This is a genomic window from Streptomyces sp. SID5469 (genome assembly GCF_009862865.1).
Taxonomy (GTDB): Bacteria; Actinomycetota; Actinomycetes; order Streptomycetales; family Streptomycetaceae; genus Streptomyces; species Streptomyces avermitilis.
Genome location: NZ_WWIN01000001.1, coordinates 7,046,521 through 7,070,964, shown reverse-complemented (window position 1 = coordinate 7,070,964; position 24,444 = coordinate 7,046,521). Strand labels below are relative to the sequence as shown.

The following is a 24,444-nucleotide window of genomic DNA, read 5'->3' as shown; positions in this document are numbered from 1 at the left end:
TCTCGTCATCAGTGGAGGCATCGCTGTCACCATGTCGCCATCAGGCCCTGGTGTGAAGCGCGGGGGTGGCCCCTCATCGTAGGAAGGACACTATCGCCCGCCCGACGTGGGTGTCCGCCGGGTGGAGCCCGCTGATCACTACCCCCGCAGGAAACTCACGATTCCCTCAGATATCCCCTGCACTGCACACTGCCGCAACGCACCGCTGGTCAACAGTGCCGCACCCTTTACTGTCGCGCATGTTGCCGCATTCGCTGAACACCTGGGAAACCGTTGACAGATTGAGACCGCCCGGGCTCCTAGGCGTGACGAGCCCGGAGTCGTCACCGAAGCAACTGGAGGGCGAGCTGCCCGCGGCGCGGGAAGTTGCCGGTGCCGGTGCAGCCAGTCAGACGTGAGCCACCCACGGCCGGATGCGGCTCGCCGGGACACTCCGGCGAGCCGCGTCCTGGCCCGATGGGCAAAAGGACCCCGCTCAGCTATCGCTGGCTGTACTTGAAGCAGACACCGATCGGCTTGTACGCCTTCTTTCCTGTGTGGAAAGTTATCCAGCTGCCACCGGTAGTGCCTTGGACATCAAACTTCTTGCCGGAGTATTTCGCGTACGCCTTCAGGGTCCCGTACTTGCCCCGAGGCACCTCCTTGGAGCCACTCACTGTGATACTGCGGGACTTCGTCACATCCCAGCCGACACCGACGCTGATGGCCCCTTTGGTTGCGTCGATATGCTTCGAGAGCGTGGTGCTCACAGCCTCGGTCTGGTCTATGCGCAGCATCATTGCGCCCCGGCCGGAGGCTTCGGCGAGCGGGGTCTTCCCGCACGAGGTGCCGATGGACCGAACGTTGATCAGCCTCTCGGCAAGCCAACCACCACCGATCTTTGACACCTGTGCGTCCGCCGTGGTCGCTGCCGCCTCACGCGGCGCAGCGTGCACCGTGGCGTTCACGCCCATCAGGCCCAGGGTCATTGCGGCAACTGCCGCCCCACGCCGAATTGTTTGGAACTTCAACTGATCCCCCATGATCATAAACAAGCAAGTGTCGATCACCTGTGGTCAAGACAAGTTGATCAAGAGGGGTGCGCGAATGCAATCAATCTGAGATAGATCTGAGGTGCTGAAGGCGTGGCAATGTGGCCGCCGGGGATACCCCCTTCACGGCTGCAGGAAATTCACAATGCCGTCCGAGATCCCCTGCGCCGCCTTCTGCCGCCACGCATCGCTGGTCACGCGTGCCGCGTCCTTGCCGTCGCGCATGTTGGCGCACTCGATGAACACCTTGGGAACCGTTGACAGATTGAGACCGCCCAGGTCCTCACGCGTGACGAGTCCGGTGCCGTCGCCCACGTAGTTGGAGGGCGCGCTGCCCGTGACGCGGACGAAGTTGCCCGCGATGCGCTCGCCGAGGTCGCGTGAGGAGGCGACGATCGGGCGGGTGTCCGCGGCGCCCCCGTGCACCGCTCCCGGCAGGATGACGTGGAAGCCTCGGTTGCCCGCCGCCGAGCCGTCGGCGTGGATGGAGACGACCGCGTCGGCGTGCGCCCGGTTGCCGATGCGGGCCCGCTCGTCCACGCACGGGCCCCATGAGCGGTCGCCGTCCTGCGTGAACTTCACGGTGGCGCCCTCCTTCTGGAGGATCGTGCGCAGCCGGCGCGCGACGTCGAGTGTGAACCGGGCTTCGGTGTAACCGGCGTTGGTGGACGTGCCTGTGGTGTCGCACTCCTTCCAGTTCGTTCCGATGTTCACCTTGCGGTTGATGTCGGCCGTGTGCTGGAAGTTCCCGGAGTTGTGGCCCGGGTCGATGACGACGACCTTGCCCCGGAGCGGGCCGGAGGCGGCGGGCCCGGAGGTCGGGGAGGCGGGCGTGGAGGACGACGTACCCGGCTTCTCGCCGTCGTCCGTCGCGGAGGCCGCGGGGGACCCGGAGCCGCCCGCCGAGGACGACGACGCCGACGACTTCTTCGACGCCGAAGCCGACGTCGTGCCCCCGGCCGCCTTGTCCGAGCCGTCCCCGCCGCCCGGGGCGCCCACCGCCTCGTAGACGAGCCAGCCGAGCAGCGCGCCCGGCACGAGCGCGGCGAGCGCGACGGTCAGGGGCGCGCGCCGGAAGCGGCGCGGCTGGGGTGGATCGAAGTCCGGGCCTACGTATGACACGTCTGCGACTCTAACCGCGCCCTCAGATCCCTGCGCCCGTTCGCCGCAGGACGCGCAGCGAGTCGGTTGCCGAGACCTCCGTGAACGCGCCGGACTCCAGGGCCCTGAGGTAGACGCGGTACGGGGCCTGGCCGGTGAACTCGTCCTTCGGGTCCGGGAACACGTCGTGGATCAACAGCAGGCCGCCGTCGGCGACATGGGGCGCCCAGCCCTCGTAGTCGGCGCTCGCGTGTGCGTCCGTGTGACCGCCGTCGATGAAGACGAAACCGAGGGGGGTGCCCCAGATCTTCGCGATCTGCGGTGAGCGGCCGACCAGCGCGACCACGTGGTCCTCCAGGCCCGCCGTGTGAAGGGTGCGGCGGAAGGCGGGGAGCGTGTCCATCAGGCCGAGCGCCGGGTCCACCGTGTCCGGGTCGTGGTAGTCCCAGCCCGGCTGCTGCTCCTCGCTGCCGCGGTGGTGGTCGACCGTGAGCGCGGTGACCCCGGCCGCGCGGGCGGCGTCGGCGAGCAGGATCGTGGAGCGGCCGCAGTACGTGCCGACTTCGAGGAGGGGGAGACCGAGCCGTCCCGCCTCGGTCGCGGCCGCGTACAGGGCGAGGCCCTCGTGGCGGGGCATGAATCCCTTGGCGGCCTCGAAGGCGGCGAGAATCTCCGGCTTGGGCGCCGCTGACATGGGGTCCCCTCCTGCTGCGGTACGTACCCGACGCCGTCCATCGTGCCGCACGGCCCGGGGCCGGGGGACGGCGGGGGCCCGGCCGACCGACGCCCGGCTCGACGGCCGGCGCGCTGTTCGGCGGGGGCCCGGCCAGGTCATCGGCGGCCGGCCCCGGCCGCGGCCTCGGTCGGGACCGCAGCCGGGGTCGGGACCGCGGCCAGGGTCGGTCGCGTGGCTCAGCCCTTCGTCAGTTCCGATGCGGACGGCACCTGGTCCTTCACCTCGGCGCCCGCGCTCTTCCCCGCGTCCTTCACCTTGTTGATGATGTCGTCGTAGGTGTTCGCGGCCGCGTCCGTCGAGTCGCCCTTGCGGAGCTTGGCCGGCAGGCTCTTGAGCGCCTCGATGCCCGCGGTGAGCGGGGCGACGGCCTTGGCGAGCGTGGGGTCGCCCTGGGCGTTCTTCAGGGCCGCCTTGAGCCGGTTGTACGAGAACCCGCCCGCGAGTCCCGCCTTGACCAGCGCGACCTTGCGGCCCTTCGCGCCCTTCTTGAACTTCCCGGCCTTCCAGGGCTTCACGATCCACTGGTAGGTGGCCCCGGCGGCGAGCCCCGCGTTCGCCACGAAACGGGTCTTGGCGAACTTCTGCTTCTCCGCGGAACTGGTGCCGGTGGGAGTAGCGGTGGCCGCGGCGGCCGAGGTCTGCTGATCGGTGCTGTCACTGCCGCAGGCGGTGGCGCCGACGAACAGGGTGCAGCAGAGGGTGAGCGCCACGATGAGGCGCCGTATGGGTACGGGCACGGGATCCTCCGGGAGTGGGCGGTTCTCCCGGCAGCGTCACCCGGGGCGGAGGGCCGTGCCACCTGAGCGAACCCGTTCGGGTTCCTCCGGCGGGGTCGTTCCAGGTTTCAATCAGGATTGAGGGGCCATTCGCAGAACATGTCCCCTCGATATCGCAACGGTTCCAATCAGGCGGGGACGGTCATCGCGATCGTCGCGGACGTCATGGCCGTCATCCTCGGGCTGTGGATCCTCATGTATCTGCTGGACGCCAACCGGGCCAATGACCTGGTGCAGTTCGTCCACGACGTGGCAAGCTGGCTGGCCGGCTGGTCGCGTGACCTGTTCACCTTCGACAAGGCATGGGCCCGCGTGGTGGCCGGCTACGGGCTCGCGGCCGTCGTGTACCTCTTCATCGGCCACGCCATCGCCAACCGCATGCACCGCCACTGACGGACCGCACGCGGCACGACCGACACACCCCACACACCCCAGGCACCACCACCGGGGTGCCTATTCGCAGCAGTCCGGGTCAAGACCTCTCGGCAGGCGGTCGCCACTGAAGACCGCGCATGTCGCCTCGTCGCCACCCAGGGCCGCCACGGCGAGCAGCAGGGAGCCCGCCGTCCAACTGGTCAGCTCCCGGGGCCAGATGGCCTCGTCCTCGAAGACGTAGCCCGTCCAGTACAGGCCGGTCTCCGGATCGCGCAGGTGCTGGATGGACTGGAGGATCTCCAGCGCGCGGTCGGACTCGCCCATCACCCACAGGGCCAGGGCGAGTTCGGCCGACTCGCCGCCGGTCACCCACGGGTTGGGGACCACGCAGCGGACGCCGAGGCCGGGGACGACGAAGCGCTCCCAGCCCTCCTCCACACGGGACTTGGCCTCCGCGCCGGTCAGCGCGCCGCCCAGCACCGGGTAGTACCAGTCCATCGAGTAGCGGTCCTTGTTAAGGAACCGCTCGGGGTGCCGCCGGATCGCGTGCCGCAGCGCGCCCACCGCCAACTCCCAGTCGGGCTGCGGCTCCTCACGCTGCTCGGCGATGGCGAGCGCGCAGCGCAGCGCCTGGTGGATCGACGAGCTGCCGGTGAGCAGCGCGTCGTCGACGGCCTTTCCGTCGTCCTCCCGCTTCCAGCCGATCTGGCCGCCCGGCTGCTGAAGCCGCAGCACGAACTCCACGGCCGCGTACACCGTCGGCCACATCCGGTCCAGGAACGTGTCGTCGCCGGTCGCGAGGTAGTGGTGCCACACGCCCACCGCGACGTAGGCGCAGAAGTTGGTCTCCCGGCTTCGGTCGGTGACGTCCTCGAAGTCCCCGTCGGCGTAGGCCGCGTACCAGGAGCCGTCGCCGTTCTGGTGGGCGGCCAGCCAGGTGTACGCGCGCTCCGCCGCCTCGTGCTCCCCGGCCGCGTCGAGCGCCATCGCGGCCTCGGTGTGGTCCCACGGGTCGAGGTGGTGTCCACGGAACCACGGTATGGCGCCGTCCGGCCGCTGCACCCCGAGGATGCCGCGCACGGTGGCGCCGGCCTCCTCTGCGGTGAGGACCCCGGGCAGGACGAGGTGTTCTGTCCGGGGCGTCGTCACGAAGCGTCCACCGCGGCGGCGTCGACGGGCAGGTGCGGCTTGGTGGCGTACGCCACGAAGCTCTTGCCGATCAGCGGGTTCAGCGCCTGCTCGGCGACCCGGGTGGCCAGCGGTTTCTTCATGATGTCCCAGACCAGCAGCTTGTGGTACGCCCGCACGGGCAGCGCCTTGTCGTTGTCGACGCCGAACGCGCACTTCAGCCACCAGTACGGCGAGTGCAGCGCGTGGGCGTGGTGCGTGCCGTAGGGCTTGAGGCCGGCTTCCCTTATCTTGGCGAGCAGTTCGTCCGCCTTGTAGATGCGGATGTGGCCGCCCTCGACCTCGTGGTAGGCGTCCGACAGGGTCCAGCAGACCTTCTCGGGGCCGTAGCGCGGGACGGTGATGGCGATCCGGCCGCCAGGCTTCAGCACCCGCACCATCTCGGCGAGCACGCCCTTGTCGTCGGGGATGTGCTCCATGACCTCGGAGATGATCACGACGTCGAAGGAGGCGTCCGGGAACGGCAGCGCGAGGGCGTCGCCCTCCATGGCCGTCGCGGTGGCTCCGGCGGGCGCCTCGCCGGCCTCCTTCATCGCCGCGAACCACTTGGCGACCTCGCGGATTTCCTCCGCGTTCTGGTCGAGCGCGACGACCTGGGCCCCACGCCGGTAGCACTCGAACGCGTGCCGGCCGGCTCCGCAGCCGAGGTCCAGCACGCGGTCGCCCGGGGCGAGCGGGAACCGGGAGAAGTCGACGGTCAGCACGTGGCCCTGCTTTCGCGATCGGATACGACTATTTCTTCTGCTTCTTCAGCTGCCGCGCCGTCTGCTGTTCCGGCACCCGCCGCCTTCATGGCACCCGCCGCCTTCACGGGACCCGCCGCTGTTGCGGTGCCTACGGCCACGGCGGTGCGGCCCGCGCCTGCCGGGGCCGTGGAGCGGGCGATCGCCTCGCGGTAGTGGGCCGCCGTGCCCTCGGCGGCCTTCGCCCATGTGAACCGCGCCAGCACCCGTTCCCGCCCGGCGGAGCCGAGCCGCGTCCGCAGCGCCGGGTCGCCCAGGAGCCGGCTCAGCCCGGCGGCCAGCGCCCCCGCGTCGCCCGGCGGCACCGCCAGGCACGTCTCTCCGTCCGGGCCCGCGACCTCCGGGATCGCGCCGCCGGTCGTGGCCACCAGCGGCGTACCCGTCGCCATCGCCTCCGCGGCCGGCAGCGAGAACCCCTCGTACAGCGAAGGCACGCACGCGACCTCCGCCGACCGTACGAGGGCGACGAGTTCCGCGTCCGAGATGCCCTTCACGAACTCGACGGCGCCGTGCAGCCCGTACCGCTCGATGGCCTGGGCGACGGGGCCGTCCTCGGCGCGCTTGCCGACGACGACGAGGTGCGCCCCGGGGTGCTCGGTCCGTACCTTCGCCAGCGCCTCGATGAGGAAGACCAGCCCCTTGAGCGGCACGTCCGCGCTGGAGGTGGTGACGATCCGGCCCGGCACCTGGGGCACCGCGGGATCGGGCGAGAAGAGGTCGGTGTCGGCGCCGATGTGCACGACGTGGACGTGGTCCTGGGAGACACCCAGGTGGTCGACGATCTCCTGGCGGGAGGTGCCGGAGACGGTGAGGACCGACGGCAGCCGGCGCGCCACCCGCTTCTGCATGCGGGTGAACGCGTACCAGCGGCGTACGGACGCCTTGCGCTGCCAGCCCTCGGCCGCGTCCAGCTCCAACTGCCGGTCCACGGTGATGGGGTGGTGGATGGTGGTGACCAGCGGTGCGCCGACGTCGCCCAGCAGGCCGTAGCCGAGGGTCTGGTTGTCGTGCACGACGTCGAAGTCGCCGCGGCGGGCGCGCAGCTCGCGGCGGGCGCGCAGCGAGAAGGTCAGGGGCTCGGGGAAGCCGCCGGTCCACATCGTGCCGACCTCGAGGGCGTCGATCCAGTCCCGGTACTCGCCACGCCCGGGGGTGCGAAAGGGATCCGGCTGGCGGTACAGGTCGAGGCTGGGCAGTTCGGTGAGGCTCAGGCCGGGCAGGCCTTCGTCCAGCACCGGGTAGGGCTGGGAGCCGATGACCTCGACCCGGTGGCCGAGGCGGGCCAGCTCGCGCGAGAGGTGTCGTACGTAGACGCCCTGGCCGCCGCAGAACGGGTTGCCCTTGTAAGTGAGGAGCGCGATGCGCAACGGCACGTCGCCGTCAGCGGCCGAGCCCTCCTGGGGACCCGCCTCCATGGCCTCAGCGGTCACTTACGGCCCCCTTCTCCCTGCACGTTCCCGCGAGATTACGCCGGGACGCTAATCTAGAACAAGTTTCAGACTTGATCGTTCGAGGAGCATTGAATCTACCGGCAGGTAGCGCCGGTGTGAGCGGTGGATCAGGTGATTCGCGCCACGACGGACGGCCCTGCCATGCTGTGGGATCTCTCCTCCAGCTGACCCCCACGGAACGGGACCCATGCCTGCGGAAGCCAAGGTGGAAGCCAGTACCGGAGCCAGAGCCGCACGACCGGCCGTTCAGCCCGCCTCGCCGCCGCTGACGGAGCGGCAGGAGGCGCGCCGCCGCCGGATCCTGCACGCGAGCGCGCAACTGGCCAGCCGGGGCGGCTTCGACGCGGTGCAGATGCGTGAGGTCGCGGAGTCCTCGCAGGTGGCGCTGGGCACGCTGTACCGCTACTTCCCCTCCAAGGTGCATCTGCTGGTGGCCACGATGCAGGCTCAGCTGGAGCACATGCACGGCACGCTGCGCAAGAAGCCGCCGGCCGGGGACACGGCGGCCGAGCGGGTGGCCGAGACGCTGATGCGGGCGTTTCGCGCGTTGCAGCGGGAGCCGCATCTGGCCGACGCGATGGTCCGCGCCCTGACGTTCGCGGACCGCAGCGTCTCCCCCGAGGTCGATCAGGTGTCCCGGCAGACGACGGTGATCATCCTGGACGCGATGGGTCTGGACGACCCCACGCCCGAGCAGCTCTCGGCCGTCCGCGTCATCGAGCACACCTGGCACTCGGCCCTCATCACCTGGCTGTCCGGCCGCGCCTCGATCGCCCAGGTGAAGATAGACATCGAGACGGTGTGCCGCCTGATCGACCTGACGGAAGCCGACGAGACGCCGTAGCCGGCGACCGGCCGAGGAAACCGTGGCCGCGGCCCGGCCGAGGGAAACCGTGACCGCGGACCAGCCGAGGGAAGCCCTCGCCGCTGCCCGGCCGAGGGAAACCCTCGCCGCAGACCAGCCGAAGGAAACCCTCGCCACGGACCGACCGAAAGAAGCCCCGGCCGCAGACCGGCCAAAGGAAACCCCGGCCGTGGACCGGCCGACGGAATCGACCCTTGGCCGCGGACGCGGAACCGCTCACTCCTCCGGTGGGAACACCGGCTCCCCGCTCCCCAGCACCCTGATGACGATCGCCTCCACGGGGCAGCTCTCCGCCGCCGCCAGGATCTGCTCGTTGGCGTCGGTCTCCGGTTCGGCCGGCCGGGACTGCCGGGCGGAGTCGAGGCGGAAGGCGACGGAGGCGTGGTGGACGCACTGGGCGGAGCCGATGCAGACGGAGCGGTCGACCTCGATGTGCCAGCGGTCGCCCATCAGGCCCCGGCCCCCTCCACGCCCGTGGGAGCCTCGTACCCGGCCGGCAGGTGGATCATCTTGTGCTCCAGGAACTCGCCGTACCCCTCGGGCCCGAACTCCCGCCCGAGACCCGAGTTCTTGTAGCCGCCGAACGGGCCGAGCATGTCGAGGCTGAAGGTGTTCACGGAGTACGTGCCCGTACGGACCCGGCGTGCGACGTCGATGCCGTGCTCCACGTCGGCCGTCCAGACACTGCCGCTCAGCCCGTAGTCGGAGTCGTTGGCGATCTTCACGGCCTCGGTCTCGTCGCCGTAGGGCAGCAGGCAGATGACCGGCCCGAAGATCTCCTCCCGCGCGATCCGCATGGAGTTGTCGACGTCGCCGAAGAGGGTCGGCTCCACGTACCAGCCGCGGTCGAGTCCCGGTGGACGCCCGCCGCCCGTCAGGATCTTGGCGCCCTCCTCCTGGCCGATGCGGATGTAGTCGAGGTTGCGCCGCTGCTGCCGCCTCGCCACCAGCGGGCCGACCTGGGTCGCCGGGTCCAGCGGGTCACCGACCACCAGGGCGCTCGCCGCCGCCGCGAACGCGTCCGCGAACTCGTCGTAGCGCGAGCGCGGAACGAGGATGCGCGTCTGGGCCACGCAGGCCTGCCCGTTGTTCATCCAGGCCGCGGAGACGATCCCCGGCACCGAGGTCGTGATGTCCGCGTCCGGCAGGACCACCGCCGCCGACTTGCCGCCCAGCTCCAGGGTCACCCGGGTGAGATTGCGGGAGGCGACCTCCATCACGCGCCTGCCCGCGGCCACCGATCCCGTGAAGGAGACCTTGTCGATCCCGGGGTGCCCGACCAGGTACTCGCTCACCTCGCGGTCCGCCGGCAGGATCGACAGCACGCCTTCCGGCAGCCCGGCCTCCCGGGCGATCTCGCCCAGCAGATAGGCGTCCAGGGGCGATTCGGGCGACGGCTTCAGTACGACCGTGCAGCCGGTCAGCAGCGCGGGGGCGAGCTTGGCGGCGGCGACGAACTGCGGCACGTTCCACGGGACCACGGCCGCGACCACGCCCACCGGCTCGCGCCGCACCACGATCTTCCCGAGGACTCCGTCGCGGGTCTCCTCGTAGGTGAAGTTCCGCGCGACCGTGATCGCCGCGTCCCACACCATCATCGCGCCGAGGGCCTGCGCGAGGACGCTCCAGGAGTACGGCGAACCGTTCTCGGAGGAGATGACCCGGGCGATCTCCTCGTGCCGTACCGCGATGGCGTCCTTGATCCGGGTGACGACCTCGATGCGCTCGTCGAGGGTCGCGCGCGGCCAGGGGCCCTCGTCGAACGCCTTGCGCGCGACGGCGACCGCGCGGTCCACGTCCGCCGTGGAGGCGTGCGGCACCCGTCCGATGACCTCCTCGGTGTGCGGGGAGATCACCTCGATGACGTCCTTGCCCAGCGGGTCCGCCAACACCCCGCCGATGAACAGCTGTCCGTGTTCCACGAGCTCGGTCATGGCCGACTGCCTCCCGGGACGCACTCCGACGCTTCTCCGACGAGCTTCTCTGACGACCCATCAGATAGGAAGACTGATACCAGTTCCGGCCGACGGAGTCCACGGACCGGACAGGGTGCGGACCGGACGGGGCACGGAACGGTCGACCCGGGCTCCCATCGAAACGTGTTCTAGTTATAGTGACCGGAACGCGGCGATTGGGGAGCCCATGGCGCAGGTGTCCGACCACGGCGGAGGCGTACGGTCCATCAAGGTCCCCATCCCGGACAATCCCCTCGGCCACACGCTCGTGTACGTCGTCGACACCGACCGCGGACCGGTCCTGATCGACACGGGCTGGGACGACCCCGCCTCCTGGGACACCCTCACCGAGGGCCTGACGGCGTGCGGCACCTCGGCCGCCGAGATCCACGGGGTGGTCATCACCCATCACCACCCCGACCACCACGGCCTCTCGGGCCGGGTGCGCGAAATGTCCGGGGCCTGGATCGCGATGCACGCGGCGGACACCGCGGTGGTGCGGCGCACCCGCGAGGCCCGCCCCGAGCGCTGGTTCTCCTACATGACCGCCAAGCTCATGGCGGCCGGCGCCCCCGAGGCGCACGTGGCGCCCCTGCGCGCCGCCCGTCCGCGCGCTCTGCCGGGCCTGTCCCCCGCGCTCCCCGACCGCGAGATCGTCCCCGGCGACCTCGTCGGCCTCCCCGGCCGCCGACTGCGCGCGATCTGGACACCGGGGCACACCCCCGGACATGTGTGCCTCCACCTGGAGGAGGAGCATCCCGCTCAACTCCCCGGCCACGGACGCCTGTTCTCCGGCGACCATCTCCTCCCCCGGATCACCCCGCACATCGGCCTGTACGAGGACCCGGACGACACCACGGTCACTGATCCCCTCGGCGACTATCTCGACTCCCTGGAGCGCGTCGGCCGGCTCGGGCCCGCCGAGGTGCTCCCGGCCCACCAGCACGCCTTCACCGACGCGCCCGCCCGCGTACGGGAATTGCTCACGCACCACGAGGAGCGGCTGACCGGACTGCTCACCCTCCTGGACACCCCGCTCACGCCCTGGCAGCTCGCCGAGCGCATGGAGTGGAACCGGCCCTGGGAGCACATCCCCCACGGCTCACGGAACATCGCGGTCTCGGAGGCCGAGGCCCATGTACGCCGCCTGGTCAAACTGGGGCGCGCGGAGGCGGTACCGGGGAGCGACCCGGTGACGTACGTGGCGGTGTGATCCGGGGACGTACGTGGCGGTGTGATCCGCGGGACGGCCACTCACAGGCGGCCCTCAGGTCCGCTCGTACGGGCCGGTAGAGTGAGCGCGTCGTCATCACACCCGTACGGGGGGAAGCCGGTGCAAATCCGGCGCTGACCCGCAACCGTATGCCGCTCGCGCGGTGAGCCGGACTGCCCCGCACAGGACGTGACCGGCTCAGGTCACCGGCAGCCCGCCGATGACCGGCACCGTCGAGGTTCACGGGGTCGGAGCCGCCCGGTTGCCTCAGTGCGCCCGCGCGCCCGGCCCCTCCCAGGGAGAGGCATCCGCCGATCATGATAGTTCGCCGCAGCGCAGCGGTACTGGCCCTCACCGCCGTGATCGGCGGCGCCACCGCCCCGGTCGCCCTTGCCGACGACGCGTCACCGTCCGCGTCACCGTCGCGGGCTTTCCCCTCCGCCCTGTACGGCTCCACGGACCCGACGTACGACGGTGTCTGGCGCCAGTCGCTCGCGCTGCTCGCCCAGCACACGGTGGGGGTGCGGCCGGCCGCCAAGGCGGTGGACTGGCTGACCGGGCAGCAGTGCGCGAGCGGCGCCTTCGCGCCGTACCGCGCGGACGCGAGCGCGAAGTGCGACGCCAAGACGATGGTCGACACCAACAGCACGGCGGCGGCGGTGCAGGCGCTGGCGGCACTGGGCGGACACGACGCCGAGGTCGGCCAGGCCGTGCGCTGGCTGAAGGACGTGCAGAACAAGGACGGCGGCTGGGGGTACACGGCCGGTGGCGCGAGCGACGCGAACTCGACGTCCGTGGTGATCGGCGCGCTGGCCGCCGCGGGCGACGAGCCGAAGAAGCAGGTGAAGAACGGGAAGTCGCCCTACGACGCCCTGCTCGCGCTCTCCGTGCCGTGCGACAAGACCGGCGGCGGCGCGTTCGCCTTCCAGCCCGACAAGAAGGGCGCCCTCGCGGCGAACGCGGACGCGACGGCGGCCGGCGTGGTCGGCAGCCTGGGCAAGGGCTTCGTCATCGAGGCGGCCGGCAAGGCGTCCAAGGGGTCCGGGGAGTCCAAGGCATCCGGGCAGTCCAAGGGATCCGAGTGCGCCTCCGGTGACTCCTTCACGCCCGCGGACGCGGCGCACAACGGCGCCTCCTATCTCGCCGCGTCCCTGGCCAAGGCGCCCTACCTGAAGTCCGCGATGCCCGGCGCCAAGCCCCAGCCGGACTACGGCAACACCGCGGACGCGGTCGTCGCCCTGGCCGCCGCCGGGTCGACGTCGGCCACCGCCGGGCCGCTCGCCTGGCTGGAGAAGAACTCCGGTGTCTGGGCGGCGAAGGCCGGTCCGGCCGCGTACGCGCAGCTGATCTTCGCGGCGCGCGCGGCGGGCGCCCAGCCACGCGACTTCGGCGGGGTGGACCTCGTCGAGAAGCTCGGCGCGACGGGTCCGGCGGCGCAGGCGCCGTCCCGCGACTCGGCCGCGTCCGAGCCCGACGCGAAGAAGGTCGACCACAAGAGCGCGTTCAACGTCTGGTGGCTCGTCGGCGTCTGCCTCGTCGCCGGCATCGGCATCGGGTTCCTGCTCTCCCGCCGCAACAAGAGGCAGCAGCTGTGAGCCTCCGCGGGACGTCCGCCCTGGTCCTGGCCGTGCTCCTGCTGGTCCTCGGCGACGCGGGCCGGGCGGGGGCCACCGGCTACCGCTACTGGTCCTTCTGGGACCGCGTCGGCGGCAGCTGGACGTACGCGACCCAGGGGCCGTCCACCGCACGCCCCTCCGACGGCGACGTCCAGGGCTTCCGCTTCTCGGTCAGCGCCGACTCGCAGGACTCGGCGAAACCGCGCGGGACGGCGGGCTTCGCCGTGATCTGCGCGAGGACGCCCGCGCGGGAGGGCAGGAAGCGGGTGGCGCTGGTCCTCGACTTCGGCACGCGCGCTGACGCCCCGCGGGGCGAGACCCCTTCGGCGCCGCGTACGGCCTGCGCCCGCATACCCGACGACGCGACGACGGCGGACGCCCTGGCCGCGGTGGCACGGCCCCTGCGCTACGACACGAACGCGCTGCTGTGCGCCATCGCGGGCTATCCGCGGACGGGCTGCGGCGAGCAGGTGACGACGCCCAAGGAGCCGACGGCCAAGGAGCCGACGGCCACGTCCGACGAGCCCACGGCCACGTCCGACAAGAACGCGCCGCGGCCCGGTCCGTCGGTGGGGCTGCTCGCGGGCGTGGCGGCGGTGGCGCTGCTGGGCGCCGCGGCCATCTGGCGGGCCCGGCGCCGGCGGGGCTGAGACGAGGTGGGGACCATGACTGCCGCCACCGCCGCGGACCGCCGCCGCGCGCGGCGGGACCGATGGGCGCAGCCGACGGCGAACCGGACCAACGCCCTCCACCCGGGGGCCTGGTGGCTCTGGGCCCTCGGCCTGGGCACCGCCGCCTCCCGCACCACCAACCCCCTGCTGCTCGCCCTCCTCGTCGCCGTGTCCGCCTACGTCGTCGCGGCCCGGCGCACCAGCGCCCCCTGGGCCCGCTCCTACAACGCCTTCGTCAGACTCGCGCTCGCCGTCCTCGGCATCCGCCTCGGCTTCGCCGTCTTCCTCGGCTCCCCCATCCCCGGCACGCACACCGTCGTCGTGCTCCCCGAAGTCCCGCTCCCGCACTGGGCCCAGGGCATCCGCGTCGGCGGCCGGGTCACCGCGGAGGGGCTGGTCTTCGCCCTGTACGACGGTCTGAAGCTGGCCACGCTCCTCATCTGCGTGGGCGCCGCCAACACCCTCGCGAACCCGGCGCGCCTGCTCAAGTCGCTCCCGGGCGCCCTGTACGAGGCCGGAGTCGCCGTGGTCGTCGCGCTGACCTTCGCCCCGAACCTGATCGCCGACGCCCAGCGGCTGCGGGCGGCCCGTCGGCTGCGCGGCCGCCCGGACCGGGGGCTGCGCGGTCTGCTGCACGTCGGACTCCCGGTCCTGGAGGGCGCGTTGGAACGTTCGGTCGCCCTCGCGGCGGCGATGGACGCGCGCGGCTACGGCCGCAGTGCCGAGGTCCCGCCCGCCGTGCGCCGCACGACGGCCGCGCTGACGCTGGGCGGTCTGGTCGGCGTCTGCGCGGGCACGTACGGACTGCTGACCGCGGAGGGCGGCGGCTACGGTCTGCCCGTGCTGGGCGCCGGCCTCGCCGCGGCGCTCGGCGGTCTGTGGCTGGGCGGCCGCCGCTCCCTGCGCACGCGCTACCGGCCGGACGTGTGGGGCGTACGGGCGTGGCTGGTCGCGGGGTGCGGGGTCGCGGTGGCGGCGCTGCTGATCGTCTCCGCCGCGTACGACCCGGCCGCCCTGCACCCCGGTGTCGTACCCCTGACGGCGCCGGCGCTCCCCCTCCTGCCCGCGGCGGCGATCCTGCTCGGTCTGCTCCCCGCCTTCGTCTCGCCCGCTCCGAAGGAGTCCGCATGATCCGCTTCGAGGACGTCTCGGTGACGTACGACGGGGCGGCCGAACCGACCGTCCGGGGTGTGGACTTCACGGTCCCGGAGGGTGAACTGGTGCTGCTGGTCGGCCCGTCCGGGGTCGGCAAGTCGACGGTGCTCGGCGCGGTGAGCGGTCTGGTGCCGCACTTCACGGGCGGCACCCTGCGCGGCCGGGTGACCGTCGCCGGGCGGGACACGCGCACGCACAAGCCGCGCGAACTCGCGGACGTGGTGGGCACGGTGGGGCAGGATCCCCTGTCCCACTTCGTGACGGACACGGTCGAGGACGAACTCGCCTACGGCATGGAGTCGTTGGGGATCGCGCCGGACGTGATGCGGCGCCGGGTCGAGGAGACCCTGGACCTGCTGGGGCTCGCCGAACTGCGCGACCGGCCGATCTCCACCCTCTCCGGCGGCCAGCAGCAGCGCGTCGCGATCGGCTCGGTCCTCACCCCGCACCCGAAGGTCCTGGTCCTCGACGAGCCGACGTCCGCGCTGGACCCGGCGGCGGCCGAGGAGGTCCTCGCGGTCCTCCAGCGCCTCGTCCACGATCTCGGTACGACGGTCCTGATGGCCGAGCACCGGCTGGAACGGGTCGTGCAGTACGCGGACCGGGTGGCCCTGCTGCCGGCGCCGGGCGCCCCGCTGACCCTCGGCACCCCGCCCGAGGTGATGGCGGCCTCCCCGGTGTACCCGCCGGTGGTGGACCTGGGCCGGCTGGCCGGCTGGTCCCCGCTGCCCCTGACGGTGCGGGACGCCCGGCGCCGCGCGGGCGCGCTGCGGGAGCGGCTGGCGGCAACGGAGACACCCACACCGACGGCAACGGCAACGGCAACGGCGGCCCCCGCCCCTTCCCCCTCGCGTCCCCGCCGCCCCCGCCTCCTCCGCAAGCGCGCTCCCGTCCCGTCGGCCGCCCTCCCCGTGGCCGCCGTCGAAGCCCTCGCGGTCCGTCGCGGTCGGGTCGAAGCCCTCCGCCGCGTCGACCTCACCGCCTCCCCCGGCGAGATCATCGCCCTGATGGGCCGCAACGGCGCCGGGAAGTCCACCCTGCTCGGGGCCCTCGTCGGGCTCGTCCCACCGGCCGGCGGGTCCGTACGGGTGGGCGGCGCGGTACCGCACCGCACGGCCCCGCGCGACCTCGTACGCCGCGTGGGCCTCGTACCGCAGGAGCCGCGGGATCTGCTGTACGCGGACACGGTCGCCGCCGAGTGCGTGGCGGCGGACGGCGACGCGGGCGCCGAGCCGGGCACCTGCCGGGCACTGGTGTCCGAACTGCTGCCCGGTGTCGCCGACGGCACGCACCCGCGGGATCTGTCGGAAGGGCAGCGGCTGGCCCTCGCCCTGGCCGTCGTCCTCACCGCCCGCCCCCCGCTGCTGCTGCTCGACGAACCGACCCGCGGCCTCGACTACGCGGCGAAGGGCCGCCTGGTCACGCTGCTGCGCGCGCTCGCCGCCGACGGGCACGCCATCGTCCTGGCCACCCATGACGTGGAGCTGGCGGCGGAACTCGCCCACCGGGTGGTGATCCTCGCGGCCGGCGAGGTCGTCGCCGACGGCCCGACGGCCGAGGTGGTCGTCGCGTCACCGTCGTTCGCCCCCCAGGTGACGAAGATCCTGGCCCCGCAGCACTGGCTCACCGTCACCCAGGTCCGGGAGGCACTCGCATGAACCGGCACCCCGCCGAGCCCCTCCCCCAGGCACATTCTCAGGCGCATTCCCAGCCCCGGCCCCAGCCCCGGCCCCAGATCCAGTCCCGGCCCATCCGCCTGGGCCCCCGCTCCATAGCCGCCCTCGCCCTGGTCAGCGCGGTGGGCGTCGCCGGTTTCGGCTGGCCCCTGGTCGCCGGGCCGGGTTCGCAGCTCAGCGCCCACGCACAGGACGCTCCCTGGTTGTTCGCCGGGCTGCTCGTGCTGCTGGTCGGGGTCGTGACGGCGACGATCTCCGAGTCGGGGCTCGGGCCCAAGGCCGTCGCCATGCTGGGCGTGCTCGCCGCGACCGGCGCCGCCCTGCGGCCCATCGGCGCCGGCACCGCGGGGATCGAGCCCATGTTCTTCCTGATGGTGCTGAGCGGACGGGTGCTCGGGCCGGGGTTCGGATTCGTGCTCGGCGCGATCACGATGTTCGCGTCCGCGCTGCTGACCGGCGGGGTCGGGCCGTGGATGCCGTTCCAGATGCTGTCCATGGGGTGGTTCGCCATGGGGGCCGGACTGCTTCCGGGACCGATGGGGGTCCCCCCTGCTCGAGCGAAGCCGAGAGCTTGGGGGAGGCTGCGGGGGCGCGGCGAGGTGGGCATGCTCGCGGCGTACGGGTTCGTCGCCGCCTTCGCGTACGGCACCGTCATGAACCTCGCGGGCTGGCCCTTCATGGACTCGCTGGCCTCGACCGTCGCGTTCGATCCGCACGACGGCCTCGGCGGCAACCTCGCCCGCTTCCTCGCGTACTGCCTGGCCACCTCCCTCGGCTGGGACCTGGGCCGGGCCGTCGTCACCGTCGTGCTGACCCTCGCCCTGGGCCCGACCCTCCTCAAGGCGCTGCGCCGGGCCACCCGGCGGGCGGCTTTCGAGAGCCCGGTCACATTCGAACCGGGCCGAAGTGCGGCCCCCGTCACACCCGACGATCGCACCCCGTAGCCCCCCGCACGCGGTGCGTGACCCCAGACGTGAACCAGCCCACAGGACCTAGGTCCCCTACGAAGCTCGGTCGTAGCGAGATTCGGTGACATGGACGCGTCCTAACAGCCTCTGACCTGGGGATTGAGAGCCTCGTCACACAGGTGACCTTTGCCGCGGATGCGACCACCACTAGTAAAAGGGGTCATTGCGGACGTGTTTCCGACCTGTTTCTCTGGAGCAGTCGCCAGGCGCCGACGAGCCCTCACGGGCCGCGGCGCCGACGTACACCTCCTCCTCCTCCGGGTGGAGTGGGCAAGCGTGCGACTCCTTGTTCCCGAAGAAAGGCTCTCCGCGTGACCGTCTCCGTCATCCGCCGCATCGCGTCCCCGAAGAAGGCCCTCGCCGGTTTCGCCGTGGCCGCCGCCACGACCGGCATGGTGTTCGCCGCGGCTCCCGCCCAGGCCGCCACCCCCACCTCGGGCTCCTCCGCCCAGGCGGTCGCGCACAAGATGATTCCGGACGCCGCGCAGTACAACGCCTTCAGCAAGATCGTCGAGCACGAGAGCGGCTGGAACCCCGCCGCCACGAACTCCTCCTCCGGCGCCTACGGCCTGGTCCAGGCGCTGCCCGCGTCGAAGATGGCGTCCGCCGGCGCCGACTGGAAGACCAACCCGGCCACCCAGATCAAGTGGGGCCTGGACTACATGAACTCCCGCTACGGCAGCCCGACCGCCGCCTGGAGCTTCTGGCAGGCCAACGGCTGGTACTGATCAGCCGAAGCCCGTCCCCCATACGCCGAAGGCGGTGGCCCCTGATCCCCTGGGCCACCGCCTTCGGTCTGCCCGCCGTCAGTCCCGTACGGCGTCGAACCACCGCACCACCTGGGGCGCCGACTCCTTGAACACGCCGAAGTGGTCCACGTCCCCCTGGTTCACCAGCCGCGCCCGCTTCCCCCGTTCCGCCAGTTGCGCCACGCAGCTGTGCGTGTTCCCGATGGGTACGTCGGTGTCACCCGTCCCCGTGTACAGCCGCACCGGCACGTCCGGCTTCCAGTCGCAGGTGTGGTCGTTGACCCGCATCGCCGCCAGCAGGCCGCCCGTGGGGTGCCGCATCCGCTCGTAGAAGGCGGGCGTGAGCAGTTCCTTCACCGAGCGCGGCAGCGCCGTGACGATCTCCTCCTCCTCGTGCGTCCCGTCGTACAGGCCCTCGACCCGGCTCGCGTAGGGCGCGCGGAACACCTCGGCCGGGTCCTGGTAGATCGAGTGCAGCCGGTTCTGGGCGACCAGCCAGTACGAGGTGTAGAAGACGCCGCTGACGTCGTTGACCCGGCCGTCGTACAGCGCCGGGATCTCCTGGCCCTCCAGGTCGTACGGGCCGCTGATGGGCGCGAGGGCCTTCAGCCGGAAGGTGTGGTCGGCGCCCTGTCGCAGCGCCCGGCCCAGCGCCATGGCCACCTGGCCGCCCTGGGAGAAGCCGGTCGCGTAGACGTCGCCGGTGAGCGGCCGGCCCAGCTGCCGGGCCGCGGTGCGGGAGGCGCGCAGCATGTCGACGGACGCCGTCACCGAGGAACGGGTGTCCATATAGGGGTGCCGGCCGGGACCCTCACCCAGGCCCAGGTAGTCGGGTGCGGCCACGGCGCGGCCCGCGCCGGCGTTCAGATAGGACGGCACGCGCCCGAAGTCGTCGCCCGCCGAGGGCGCGTAGCCGCGGTTGACCATCGTGCCGTGCGTGTCGGACACGAGGTCGAGCCGGTGACCGCCGCCGGCCGGGAGCGTGAGCAGCCCGGTGGCCGTGGTGGGCTTCCCGTACGGGTCGACGGTCCGGTACGTCAGCCGGTACGCCCGGACGCCGTAGCGCACGGAGTCGGTGGCGATGTCGCGCCCGGCGAGGAACGCCCTGACCTCTCCCGCGTCGCGGTCGGCGACGGGGGTGACGGAGACGAGTGCGCCGCGCCGGGTCCCCGGGGCGGAGCGCTCCCCGGCCGCGGCGACGGGTGCCACGGCGATCCCGGTGAGCAGCAGGGCCGCCCCTCCGGCGAGTCCCCTCCTGGTCCGCCAACTGGTCCGTGTTTCATGGGTTTTGCGCGTGTCGTCTCTCATGCCCCTGACGCTAGGGACGCGCTCTTCACCCCGACATCCGAGAGTCCCCCGCGTCATGGGTGGACTTGAGTGCACCGTGCCCGTCCCCGCCGACCGGAGGTTCCATGAGCGCAGAGAGCACTGAGACGCAGCCGCACGACCCGGAGGCACGCGGGCTGCGCCTGGTGACGGTGCTGCTGGGGCTGACCGTGGTCAGCGGGCTGATCGACGCCGTGAGCTATCTGGGGCTCGGGCACGTCTTCACGGCGAACATGACCGGCAACGTGGTGGTGCTGGGCTTCGCCGCCGCGGGGGCGCCGGGCTTCTCGGTGCCCCACACGCTGACCTCGCTGGTCTCCTTCCTGGTGGGCGCGGTGGCCGGGGGACGCGTCGCGGTGCGGTTCGGCGGCGGCTCCCGCCGGGCCTGGGCGCGGGGCACGCTCGCCGTGGAGGCGGTACTGGTCGGCGCGGCCTCGGCGGTGGCCTTCGCGGCGCCGGGCGCCACGGGCACGAAGTACACACTGATCGCCCTCACGGCCTTCGCGATGGGTCTGCGCAACGCCACGGTCCGCAAGCTCGGCGTGCCCGATCTGACGACGACGGTGCTGACGATGACGCTGACGGGCCTCGCCTCCGACTCCCGCGTGGCGGGCGGCGGCGCCCACCCCCGTTCCCCCCGCCGCACCGCCTCCGTGGTCGCGATGTTCGCCGGCGCCCTGCTCGGCGCGTGGCTGGTGATCCACCACGGCCTGGGCATTCCGCTGGTGATCGCGGCGGTGATGGCGGGGGTGTTCGCGCTGACCGCGTCGGGGCGGGAGTGAGACGGCGCAGCCGAAGGCGGGTGTCTACAACCGCTGGATGATCGTCCCGGTGGCCAGCGCGCCGCCCGCACACATCGTGATCAGCGCGAACTCCTTGTCGCGCCGCTCCAGTTCATGCAGCGCGGTCGTGATGAGCCGCGCCCCCGTGGCCCCGACCGGATGCCCGAGGGCGATCGCGCCCCCGTTCACGTTCACCTTCCCCAGGTCCTGCTCGAAGACCTGCGCCCAGCTCAGCACCACGGAGGCGAACGCCTCGTTGATCTCGACGAGGTCGATGTCCTTCAGCGACATGCCCGCCTTCCCGAGCACCGCCCGCGTGGCGTCGATCGGCCCGTCCAGGTGGAAGTGCGGGTCCGCCCCGACCAGTGCCTGCGCCACGATCCGCGCCCGTGGCCGCAGCTTCAGCGCACGCGCCATCCGTTTGGACGCCCACATGATCGCGGCGGCCCCGTCCGAGATCTGTGACGAGTTGCCCGCCGTGTGGACCGCCGTCGGCATCACCGGCTTCAGTCCGGCCAGCGCCTCCATGGACGTGTCGCGCAGCCCTTCGTCCCGGTCGACCAGCCGCCACATGCCCTGCCCGGCCCGCTGTTCCTCCTCCGTCGTGGGCACCTGCACGGCGAACGTCTCGCGCTTGAAGCGCTCCTCCGACCACGCGGCCCCGGCCCGCTCCTGCGAGATCAGTCCGAGCGAGTCGACGTTCTCCCGCGTCAGACCCCGGTTCCGCGCGATCCTCTCCGCCGCCTCGAACTGATTCGGCAGATCCACGTTCCACTCGTCCGGGAACGGCTTCCCCGGCCCGTGCTTGGACCCGGACCCGAGCGGCACCCGCGACATCGCCTCGACCCCGCAGCTGATCCCGACGTCGATCACTCCCGCCGCGACCATGTTGGCGACCATGTGCGAGGCCTGCTGCGAGGACCCGCACTGACAGTCGACCGTCGTCGCGGCCGTCTCGTACGGAAGCCCCATGGTGAGCCAGGCCGTGCGCGCGGGGTTCATCGACTGCTCGCCCGCGTGGGTCACCGTGCCTCCGACGATCTGCTCGACGCAGTCGGCGTGGATGCCGGTGCGGCCGAGGAGTTCACGGTAGGTCTCGCCCAGGAGATAGGCGGGGTGCAGATGGGCGAGCGCGCCACCGCGCTTGCCGATGGGGGTGCGTACGGCTTCGACGATCACGGGTTCCGCGGCCATGGGAGTTCCTCTCCTCGGGCCTGTCCGGCGGATCAGGCCCAGCTCACCCGCGCGGCGCGGGCGTCCCGGCCCACCCGCCACGCTGAACTAGTACGCGTTCTAGTTCTGCGTGCAGTTTGCTGAGCGAGGCCGTCGCGCCGCAAGGGTCTTGCAGCCTCCGAAGCCGCGATCTGCACGAACTCCGCACGTAATTGGGGGCGCCGCGCCCCTTGCCACTTGTAGAACCCGTTACTACCTTCACGGCAATTCCTGATGGTCCGTCAGAATGACGGGAGTCGCCCATGCCCTGTCCAGCGCTGCCCGACGGGTTCGACCTCACCGACCCCGATCTGCTGCACCAGCGCGTACCCCTCCCGGAGTTCGCCGAGCTGCGCCGGACCGCGCCGGTGCACTGGGTCCCGCAACAGCACGGGCTCGCCGGCTTCCAGGACGACGGCTACTGGGCCGTCACCCGGCACGCTGACGTCAAGTACGTCTCCACGCACCCCGAACTCTTCTCCTCCTACCTCAACACCGCGATCATCCGCTTCCACGAGACGATGCAACGCGAACAGATAGACGCCCAGCGGCTGTTCATGCTCAACATGGACCCGCCGGAGCACACCAGGGTCCGCCAGATCGTGCAGCGCGGCTTCACTCCGCGCGCCATCCGCGCCCTCGAGGACACCCTGCGCAGGCGCGCCCGCTCGATCGTCGAGACCGCGCTCGCGGACGCCGGCCCGGACGGCTCCTTCGACTTCGTCACCCAGGTCGCCTGCGAACTGCCCCTCCAGGCCATCGCCGAACTCATCGGCATCCCGCAGGACGACCGCGCGAAGATCTTCGACTGGTCCAACAAGATGATCGCGTACGACGATCCGGAGTACGCGATCACCGAGGAGGTCGGCGCCGAGTCGGCCACCGAACTCATCGCCTACGCCATGAACATGGCCGCCGACCGCAAGCAGTGCCCGGCCAAGGACATCGTCAGCACGCTGGTCGCCGCCGAGGACGTGGGCAACCTCGCCTCGGACGAGTTCGGCTTCTTCGTGCTGATGCTGGCCGTCGCCGGCAACGAGACGACGCGCAACGCCATCACGCACGGCATGCACGCCTTCCTCACCCACCCCGACCAGTGGGACCTCTACAAGCGGGAGCGCCCGGCGACCGCCGCCGAGGAGATCGTCCGCTGGGCGACCCCGGTCGTCTCCTTCCAGCGCACGGCGACCCAGGACACCGAACTGGGCGGCAAACAGATCAGGAAGGGCGACCGCGTCGGCATCTTCTACTCCTCCGCCAACCACGACCCCGAGGTCTTCGAGCACCCGGACGTCTTCGACATCACCCGCGACCCCAACCCGCACCTCGGCTTCGGCGGCGGAGGCCCGCACTTCTGCCTCGGCAAGTCGCTGGCCGTGGTGGAGATCGACCTCATCTTCGGCGCGATCGCGGACGTCATGCCCGGTCTGCGCCTGACCGGCGACCCGCGCAGGCTGCGCTCGGCCTGGCTGAACGGGGTCAAAGGCCTCCAGGTGAGCGCCGGTTGACGGACACCGCACTCGGGCCGGCGGCCTCCCGGCGCCGTCGGCCCGTTTCGCGGGAGGCAGGGGCATCCCCCTACGCCCGCCCCTGCCTCCCTGAGGGGCCTTGTTGGGCTTTCGCCCGGCACGCCGACAGCACGCTCCCCCGAGTTCTCGGCTGCGCTCGAACAGGAGGGACCCCATGACGCCGCCCGGCCCGCCCTTCGGGCGGACGACGGGAATGTGACGACAGGCCCTAGCGCACGCAGTGACCGGGCCTCGCACGGTGCTGCCAGGTCGTGGGCGAGACGGCGACCGCGACACAACCGGTGATCGCCACGGCGAGCAGCAGCTGCCCGTCCGCCGCGCAGTGCACCGCGCGGCGCAGGCCGAGGACCGCGACGACCGCGCCGAGCAACAGGAACAGGCCGATCTCCAGCGGGCCTTCGAGGCCGAGCCGCAGCAGCGCGCCGTGCAGGGACTGGTTGGCGAGGTCGTCCGCGTTGCCGCCGAGGCCGACGCCCGCCACGTGGTGCACCCAGTACGTGTACGAGTCGTGCGGCAGCGCGGCCCAGGCGAGCGCCGTGCACGCGGCGAACGTGCCCCCCGTGGACACGGCGGCGCGGCTGCGCCCGGTGAACCACAGCAGCGGCGCGAAGAGCAGCACCGTCGGCTGGAGCGCCGCACCGACGCCGATCAGCACACCGCTCGCCCGCTCCCCACGCACGGTGAAGCAGCCGAGCAGGACGAGCAGGACCGGGATGACGCTGGTCTGGCCGAGGTAGAGGGTGTTGCGGACCGACAGCGACAACATCAGCAGGCTGATCGCGACCGGTGCGGCGAGCAGGGAGGTGCGCCGGGTCACGGGCTGCGGCAGGGCACGCGCGGCGACCAGGCCGAGCGCGACGACCAGCAGGAGCGTGCCGAAGGCCCAGCCCCAGCCGAGGGCCTGCTCGGCCGCCTTGGTGAGGGGTTTCAGGACGAGGCCCCCGAAGGGGGTACCGGTGAACTGCGTCGAGTCGTACAGCGACCCCTTCACATGCAGGACGCCGTCCGGGCCGACCCAGGTCTCCAGCTCCGTGAGCCGCTCTCCCCGGGGGGTGCCGAGGACGACGGCGACCTGTCGCATCGCCAGGACCGCGGCGATCAGCCAGAGACCCACGCGGGCCGCTTCCAGCCGGGTTCTCGCGGGCCCGGCCGGCCCCGCTCCTAAGACACCGCCCGCCCACCGCGCTCTGCGTTCGCCACGCCCCGCCGGCCCTCCCGCCCCGTTCGTGCCCCGCGCGCCTGTCGTTGTCCGAACCCTCAGAGGCTCGCACCGACCCCTGTGAGGGACGCAGGCAACCCCCTCTTCACCTGAGAGACGCCTCCCAT

At 71.9% G+C, this 24,444-nt stretch carries 22 protein-coding genes, 2 pseudogenes and 1 riboswitch; of the genes and pseudogenes, 11 read left to right on the top strand and 13 right to left on the bottom strand.

The window, feature by feature from the left end:
* Positions 1-138 precede the first annotated feature (138 nt).
* The 5 genes and pseudogenes from GTY58_RS41000 to GTY58_RS30555 all read right to left on the bottom strand — a co-directional run.
* Positions 139-371: pseudogene (locus tag GTY58_RS41000) on the bottom strand (N-acetylmuramoyl-L-alanine amidase); the annotation flags it as partial.
* Positions 372-479: 108 nt separating this feature from the next.
* Positions 480-1,049 carry a hypothetical protein gene (locus tag GTY58_RS30570; RefSeq protein WP_037645578.1) on the bottom strand — a complete coding sequence of 190 codons (570 nt, stop codon included), beginning with the start codon at positions 1,047-1,049 and terminating at the stop codon, positions 480-482.
* Positions 1,050-1,154: 105 nt separating this feature from the next.
* Positions 1,155-2,153: an N-acetylmuramoyl-L-alanine amidase gene (locus GTY58_RS30565; protein ID WP_010987263.1), complete on the bottom strand. Its 999-nt coding sequence runs from the start codon at positions 2,151-2,153 to the stop codon at positions 1,155-1,157.
* A 22-nt stretch (positions 2,154-2,175) separates the two neighbouring features.
* Positions 2,176-2,826 (bottom strand): class I SAM-dependent methyltransferase, encoded by a 651-nt coding sequence (locus GTY58_RS30560; RefSeq protein ID WP_010987262.1) that lies wholly within the window; start codon positions 2,824-2,826, stop codon positions 2,176-2,178.
* A gap of 218 nt (positions 2,827-3,044) precedes the next feature.
* Entirely contained in the window at positions 3,045-3,605 is a 561-nt protein-coding gene (locus tag GTY58_RS30555) for a hypothetical protein (RefSeq protein ID WP_010987261.1), read from the bottom strand.
* Between the two features lie 138 nt (positions 3,606-3,743).
* Between GTY58_RS30555 and GTY58_RS30550 the strand changes: the two genes are divergently transcribed.
* Positions 3,744-4,037, top strand: coding sequence for a hypothetical protein (locus tag GTY58_RS30550; protein ID WP_010987260.1), 294 nt, complete (start codon positions 3,744-3,746; stop codon positions 4,035-4,037).
* Positions 4,038-4,097: 60 nt separating this feature from the next.
* On the opposite strand, the gene GTY58_RS30545 is transcribed toward GTY58_RS30550, so the two are convergent.
* Genes GTY58_RS30545 through GTY58_RS30535 form a run of 3 tightly spaced genes read right to left on the bottom strand, consistent with a single transcriptional unit; the run spans position 4,098 to position 7,380 of the window.
* On the bottom strand, positions 4,098-5,168 hold the full coding sequence (locus GTY58_RS30545; protein WP_010987259.1) for a prenyltransferase: 1,071 nt from the start codon (positions 5,166-5,168) through the stop codon (positions 4,098-4,100).
* Entirely contained in the window at positions 5,165-5,911 is a 747-nt protein-coding gene (locus GTY58_RS30540; protein ID WP_010987258.1) for a class I SAM-dependent methyltransferase, read from the bottom strand. Before GTY58_RS30540 ends, GTY58_RS30545 begins: the two co-directional genes overlap by 4 nt.
* Entirely contained in the window at positions 5,905-7,380 is a 1,476-nt protein-coding gene (locus tag GTY58_RS30535) for a glycosyltransferase family 4 protein (RefSeq protein WP_010987257.1), read from the bottom strand. The genes GTY58_RS30540 and GTY58_RS30535 overlap by 7 nt, the downstream gene beginning before the upstream one ends.
* Positions 7,381-7,588: 208 nt before the next feature.
* Here GTY58_RS30535 and GTY58_RS30530 point away from each other — a divergent pair, with 208 nt between their 5' ends.
* Complete coding sequence (locus GTY58_RS30530) at positions 7,589-8,245, top strand: TetR family transcriptional regulator (RefSeq protein ID WP_010987256.1); 657 nt, start codon at positions 7,589-7,591, stop codon at positions 8,243-8,245.
* A gap of 237 nt (positions 8,246-8,482) precedes the next feature.
* On the opposite strand, the gene GTY58_RS30525 is transcribed toward GTY58_RS30530, so the two are convergent.
* Together GTY58_RS30525 and GTY58_RS30520 are read right to left on the bottom strand one after the other, a co-directional pair.
* Positions 8,483-8,716 carry a ferredoxin gene (locus GTY58_RS30525; RefSeq protein ID WP_010987255.1) on the bottom strand — a complete coding sequence of 78 codons (234 nt, stop codon included), beginning with the start codon at positions 8,714-8,716 and terminating at the stop codon, positions 8,483-8,485.
* A complete protein-coding gene (locus GTY58_RS30520; RefSeq protein WP_037645575.1) occupies positions 8,716-10,200 on the bottom strand; it encodes an aldehyde dehydrogenase in 1,485 nt (494 codons plus the stop codon). Before GTY58_RS30520 ends, GTY58_RS30525 begins: the two co-directional genes overlap by 1 nt.
* Before the next feature lie 208 nt (positions 10,201-10,408).
* On the opposite strand from GTY58_RS30520, the gene GTY58_RS30515 reads away from it, so the two are divergent.
* From GTY58_RS30515 to GTY58_RS30485, 7 genes are all read left to right on the top strand, one after another.
* Complete coding sequence (locus GTY58_RS30515) at positions 10,409-11,434, top strand: MBL fold metallo-hydrolase (RefSeq protein ID WP_037645573.1); 1,026 nt, start codon at positions 10,409-10,411, stop codon at positions 11,432-11,434.
* 67 nt (positions 11,435-11,501) lie between these two features.
* Positions 11,502-11,634: riboswitch (cobalamin riboswitch) on the top strand.
* Positions 11,635-11,751: 117 nt separating this feature from the next.
* A complete protein-coding gene (locus tag GTY58_RS30510; protein WP_010987252.1) occupies positions 11,752-13,029 on the top strand; it encodes a prenyltransferase/squalene oxidase repeat-containing protein in 1,278 nt (425 codons plus the stop codon).
* A complete protein-coding gene (locus tag GTY58_RS30505; RefSeq protein ID WP_010987251.1) occupies positions 13,026-13,700 on the top strand; it encodes an SCO2322 family protein in 675 nt (224 codons plus the stop codon). Before GTY58_RS30510 ends, GTY58_RS30505 begins: the two co-directional genes overlap by 4 nt.
* A 15-nt stretch (positions 13,701-13,715) precedes the next feature.
* Positions 13,716-14,852 carry a CbiQ family ECF transporter T component gene (locus GTY58_RS30500; protein ID WP_037645570.1) on the top strand — a complete coding sequence of 379 codons (1,137 nt, stop codon included), beginning with the start codon at positions 13,716-13,718 and terminating at the stop codon, positions 14,850-14,852.
* Positions 14,849-16,534 carry an ABC transporter ATP-binding protein gene (locus GTY58_RS30495; protein WP_010987249.1) on the top strand — a complete coding sequence of 562 codons (1,686 nt, stop codon included), beginning with the start codon at positions 14,849-14,851 and terminating at the stop codon, positions 16,532-16,534. The genes GTY58_RS30500 and GTY58_RS30495 overlap by 4 nt, the downstream gene beginning before the upstream one ends.
* Positions 16,531-17,496 (top strand): ECF transporter S component, encoded by a 966-nt coding sequence (locus GTY58_RS30490; protein WP_010987248.1) that lies wholly within the window; start codon positions 16,531-16,533, stop codon positions 17,494-17,496. Before GTY58_RS30495 ends, GTY58_RS30490 begins: the two co-directional genes overlap by 4 nt.
* 335 nt (positions 17,497-17,831) lie before the next feature.
* Positions 17,832-18,248: a transglycosylase SLT domain-containing protein gene (locus GTY58_RS30485; RefSeq protein WP_037645568.1), complete on the top strand. Its 417-nt coding sequence runs from the start codon at positions 17,832-17,834 to the stop codon at positions 18,246-18,248.
* Between the two features lie 78 nt (positions 18,249-18,326).
* On the opposite strand, the gene GTY58_RS30480 is transcribed toward GTY58_RS30485, so the two are convergent.
* Complete coding sequence (locus GTY58_RS30480) at positions 18,327-19,577, bottom strand: hypothetical protein (protein ID WP_010987246.1); 1,251 nt, start codon at positions 19,575-19,577, stop codon at positions 18,327-18,329.
* A 104-nt stretch (positions 19,578-19,681) separates the two neighbouring features.
* Between GTY58_RS30480 and GTY58_RS30475 the strand changes: the two genes are divergently transcribed.
* On the top strand, positions 19,682-20,377 hold the full coding sequence (locus GTY58_RS30475) for a YoaK family protein (RefSeq protein ID WP_010987245.1): 696 nt from the start codon (positions 19,682-19,684) through the stop codon (positions 20,375-20,377).
* 24 nt (positions 20,378-20,401) lie between these two features.
* Here GTY58_RS30475 and GTY58_RS30470 read toward each other — a convergent pair whose 3' ends face one another.
* The gene (locus GTY58_RS30470; protein ID WP_010987244.1) at positions 20,402-21,571 is read right to left on the bottom strand and encodes a steroid 3-ketoacyl-CoA thiolase; all 1,170 of its coding nucleotides are present in this window, start codon (positions 21,569-21,571) and stop codon (positions 20,402-20,404) included.
* Between the two features lie 281 nt (positions 21,572-21,852).
* On the opposite strand from GTY58_RS30470, the gene GTY58_RS30465 reads away from it, so the two are divergent.
* Positions 21,853-23,097: a cytochrome P450 gene (locus tag GTY58_RS30465; protein WP_010987243.1), complete on the top strand. Its 1,245-nt coding sequence runs from the start codon at positions 21,853-21,855 to the stop codon at positions 23,095-23,097.
* A 256-nt stretch (positions 23,098-23,353) separates the two neighbouring features.
* Here GTY58_RS30465 and GTY58_RS30460 read toward each other — a convergent pair.
* Positions 23,354-24,318 (bottom strand): annotated as a pseudogene (locus tag GTY58_RS30460) (glycosyltransferase family 87 protein); the annotation flags it as partial.
* Positions 24,319-24,444 lie beyond the last annotated feature (126 nt).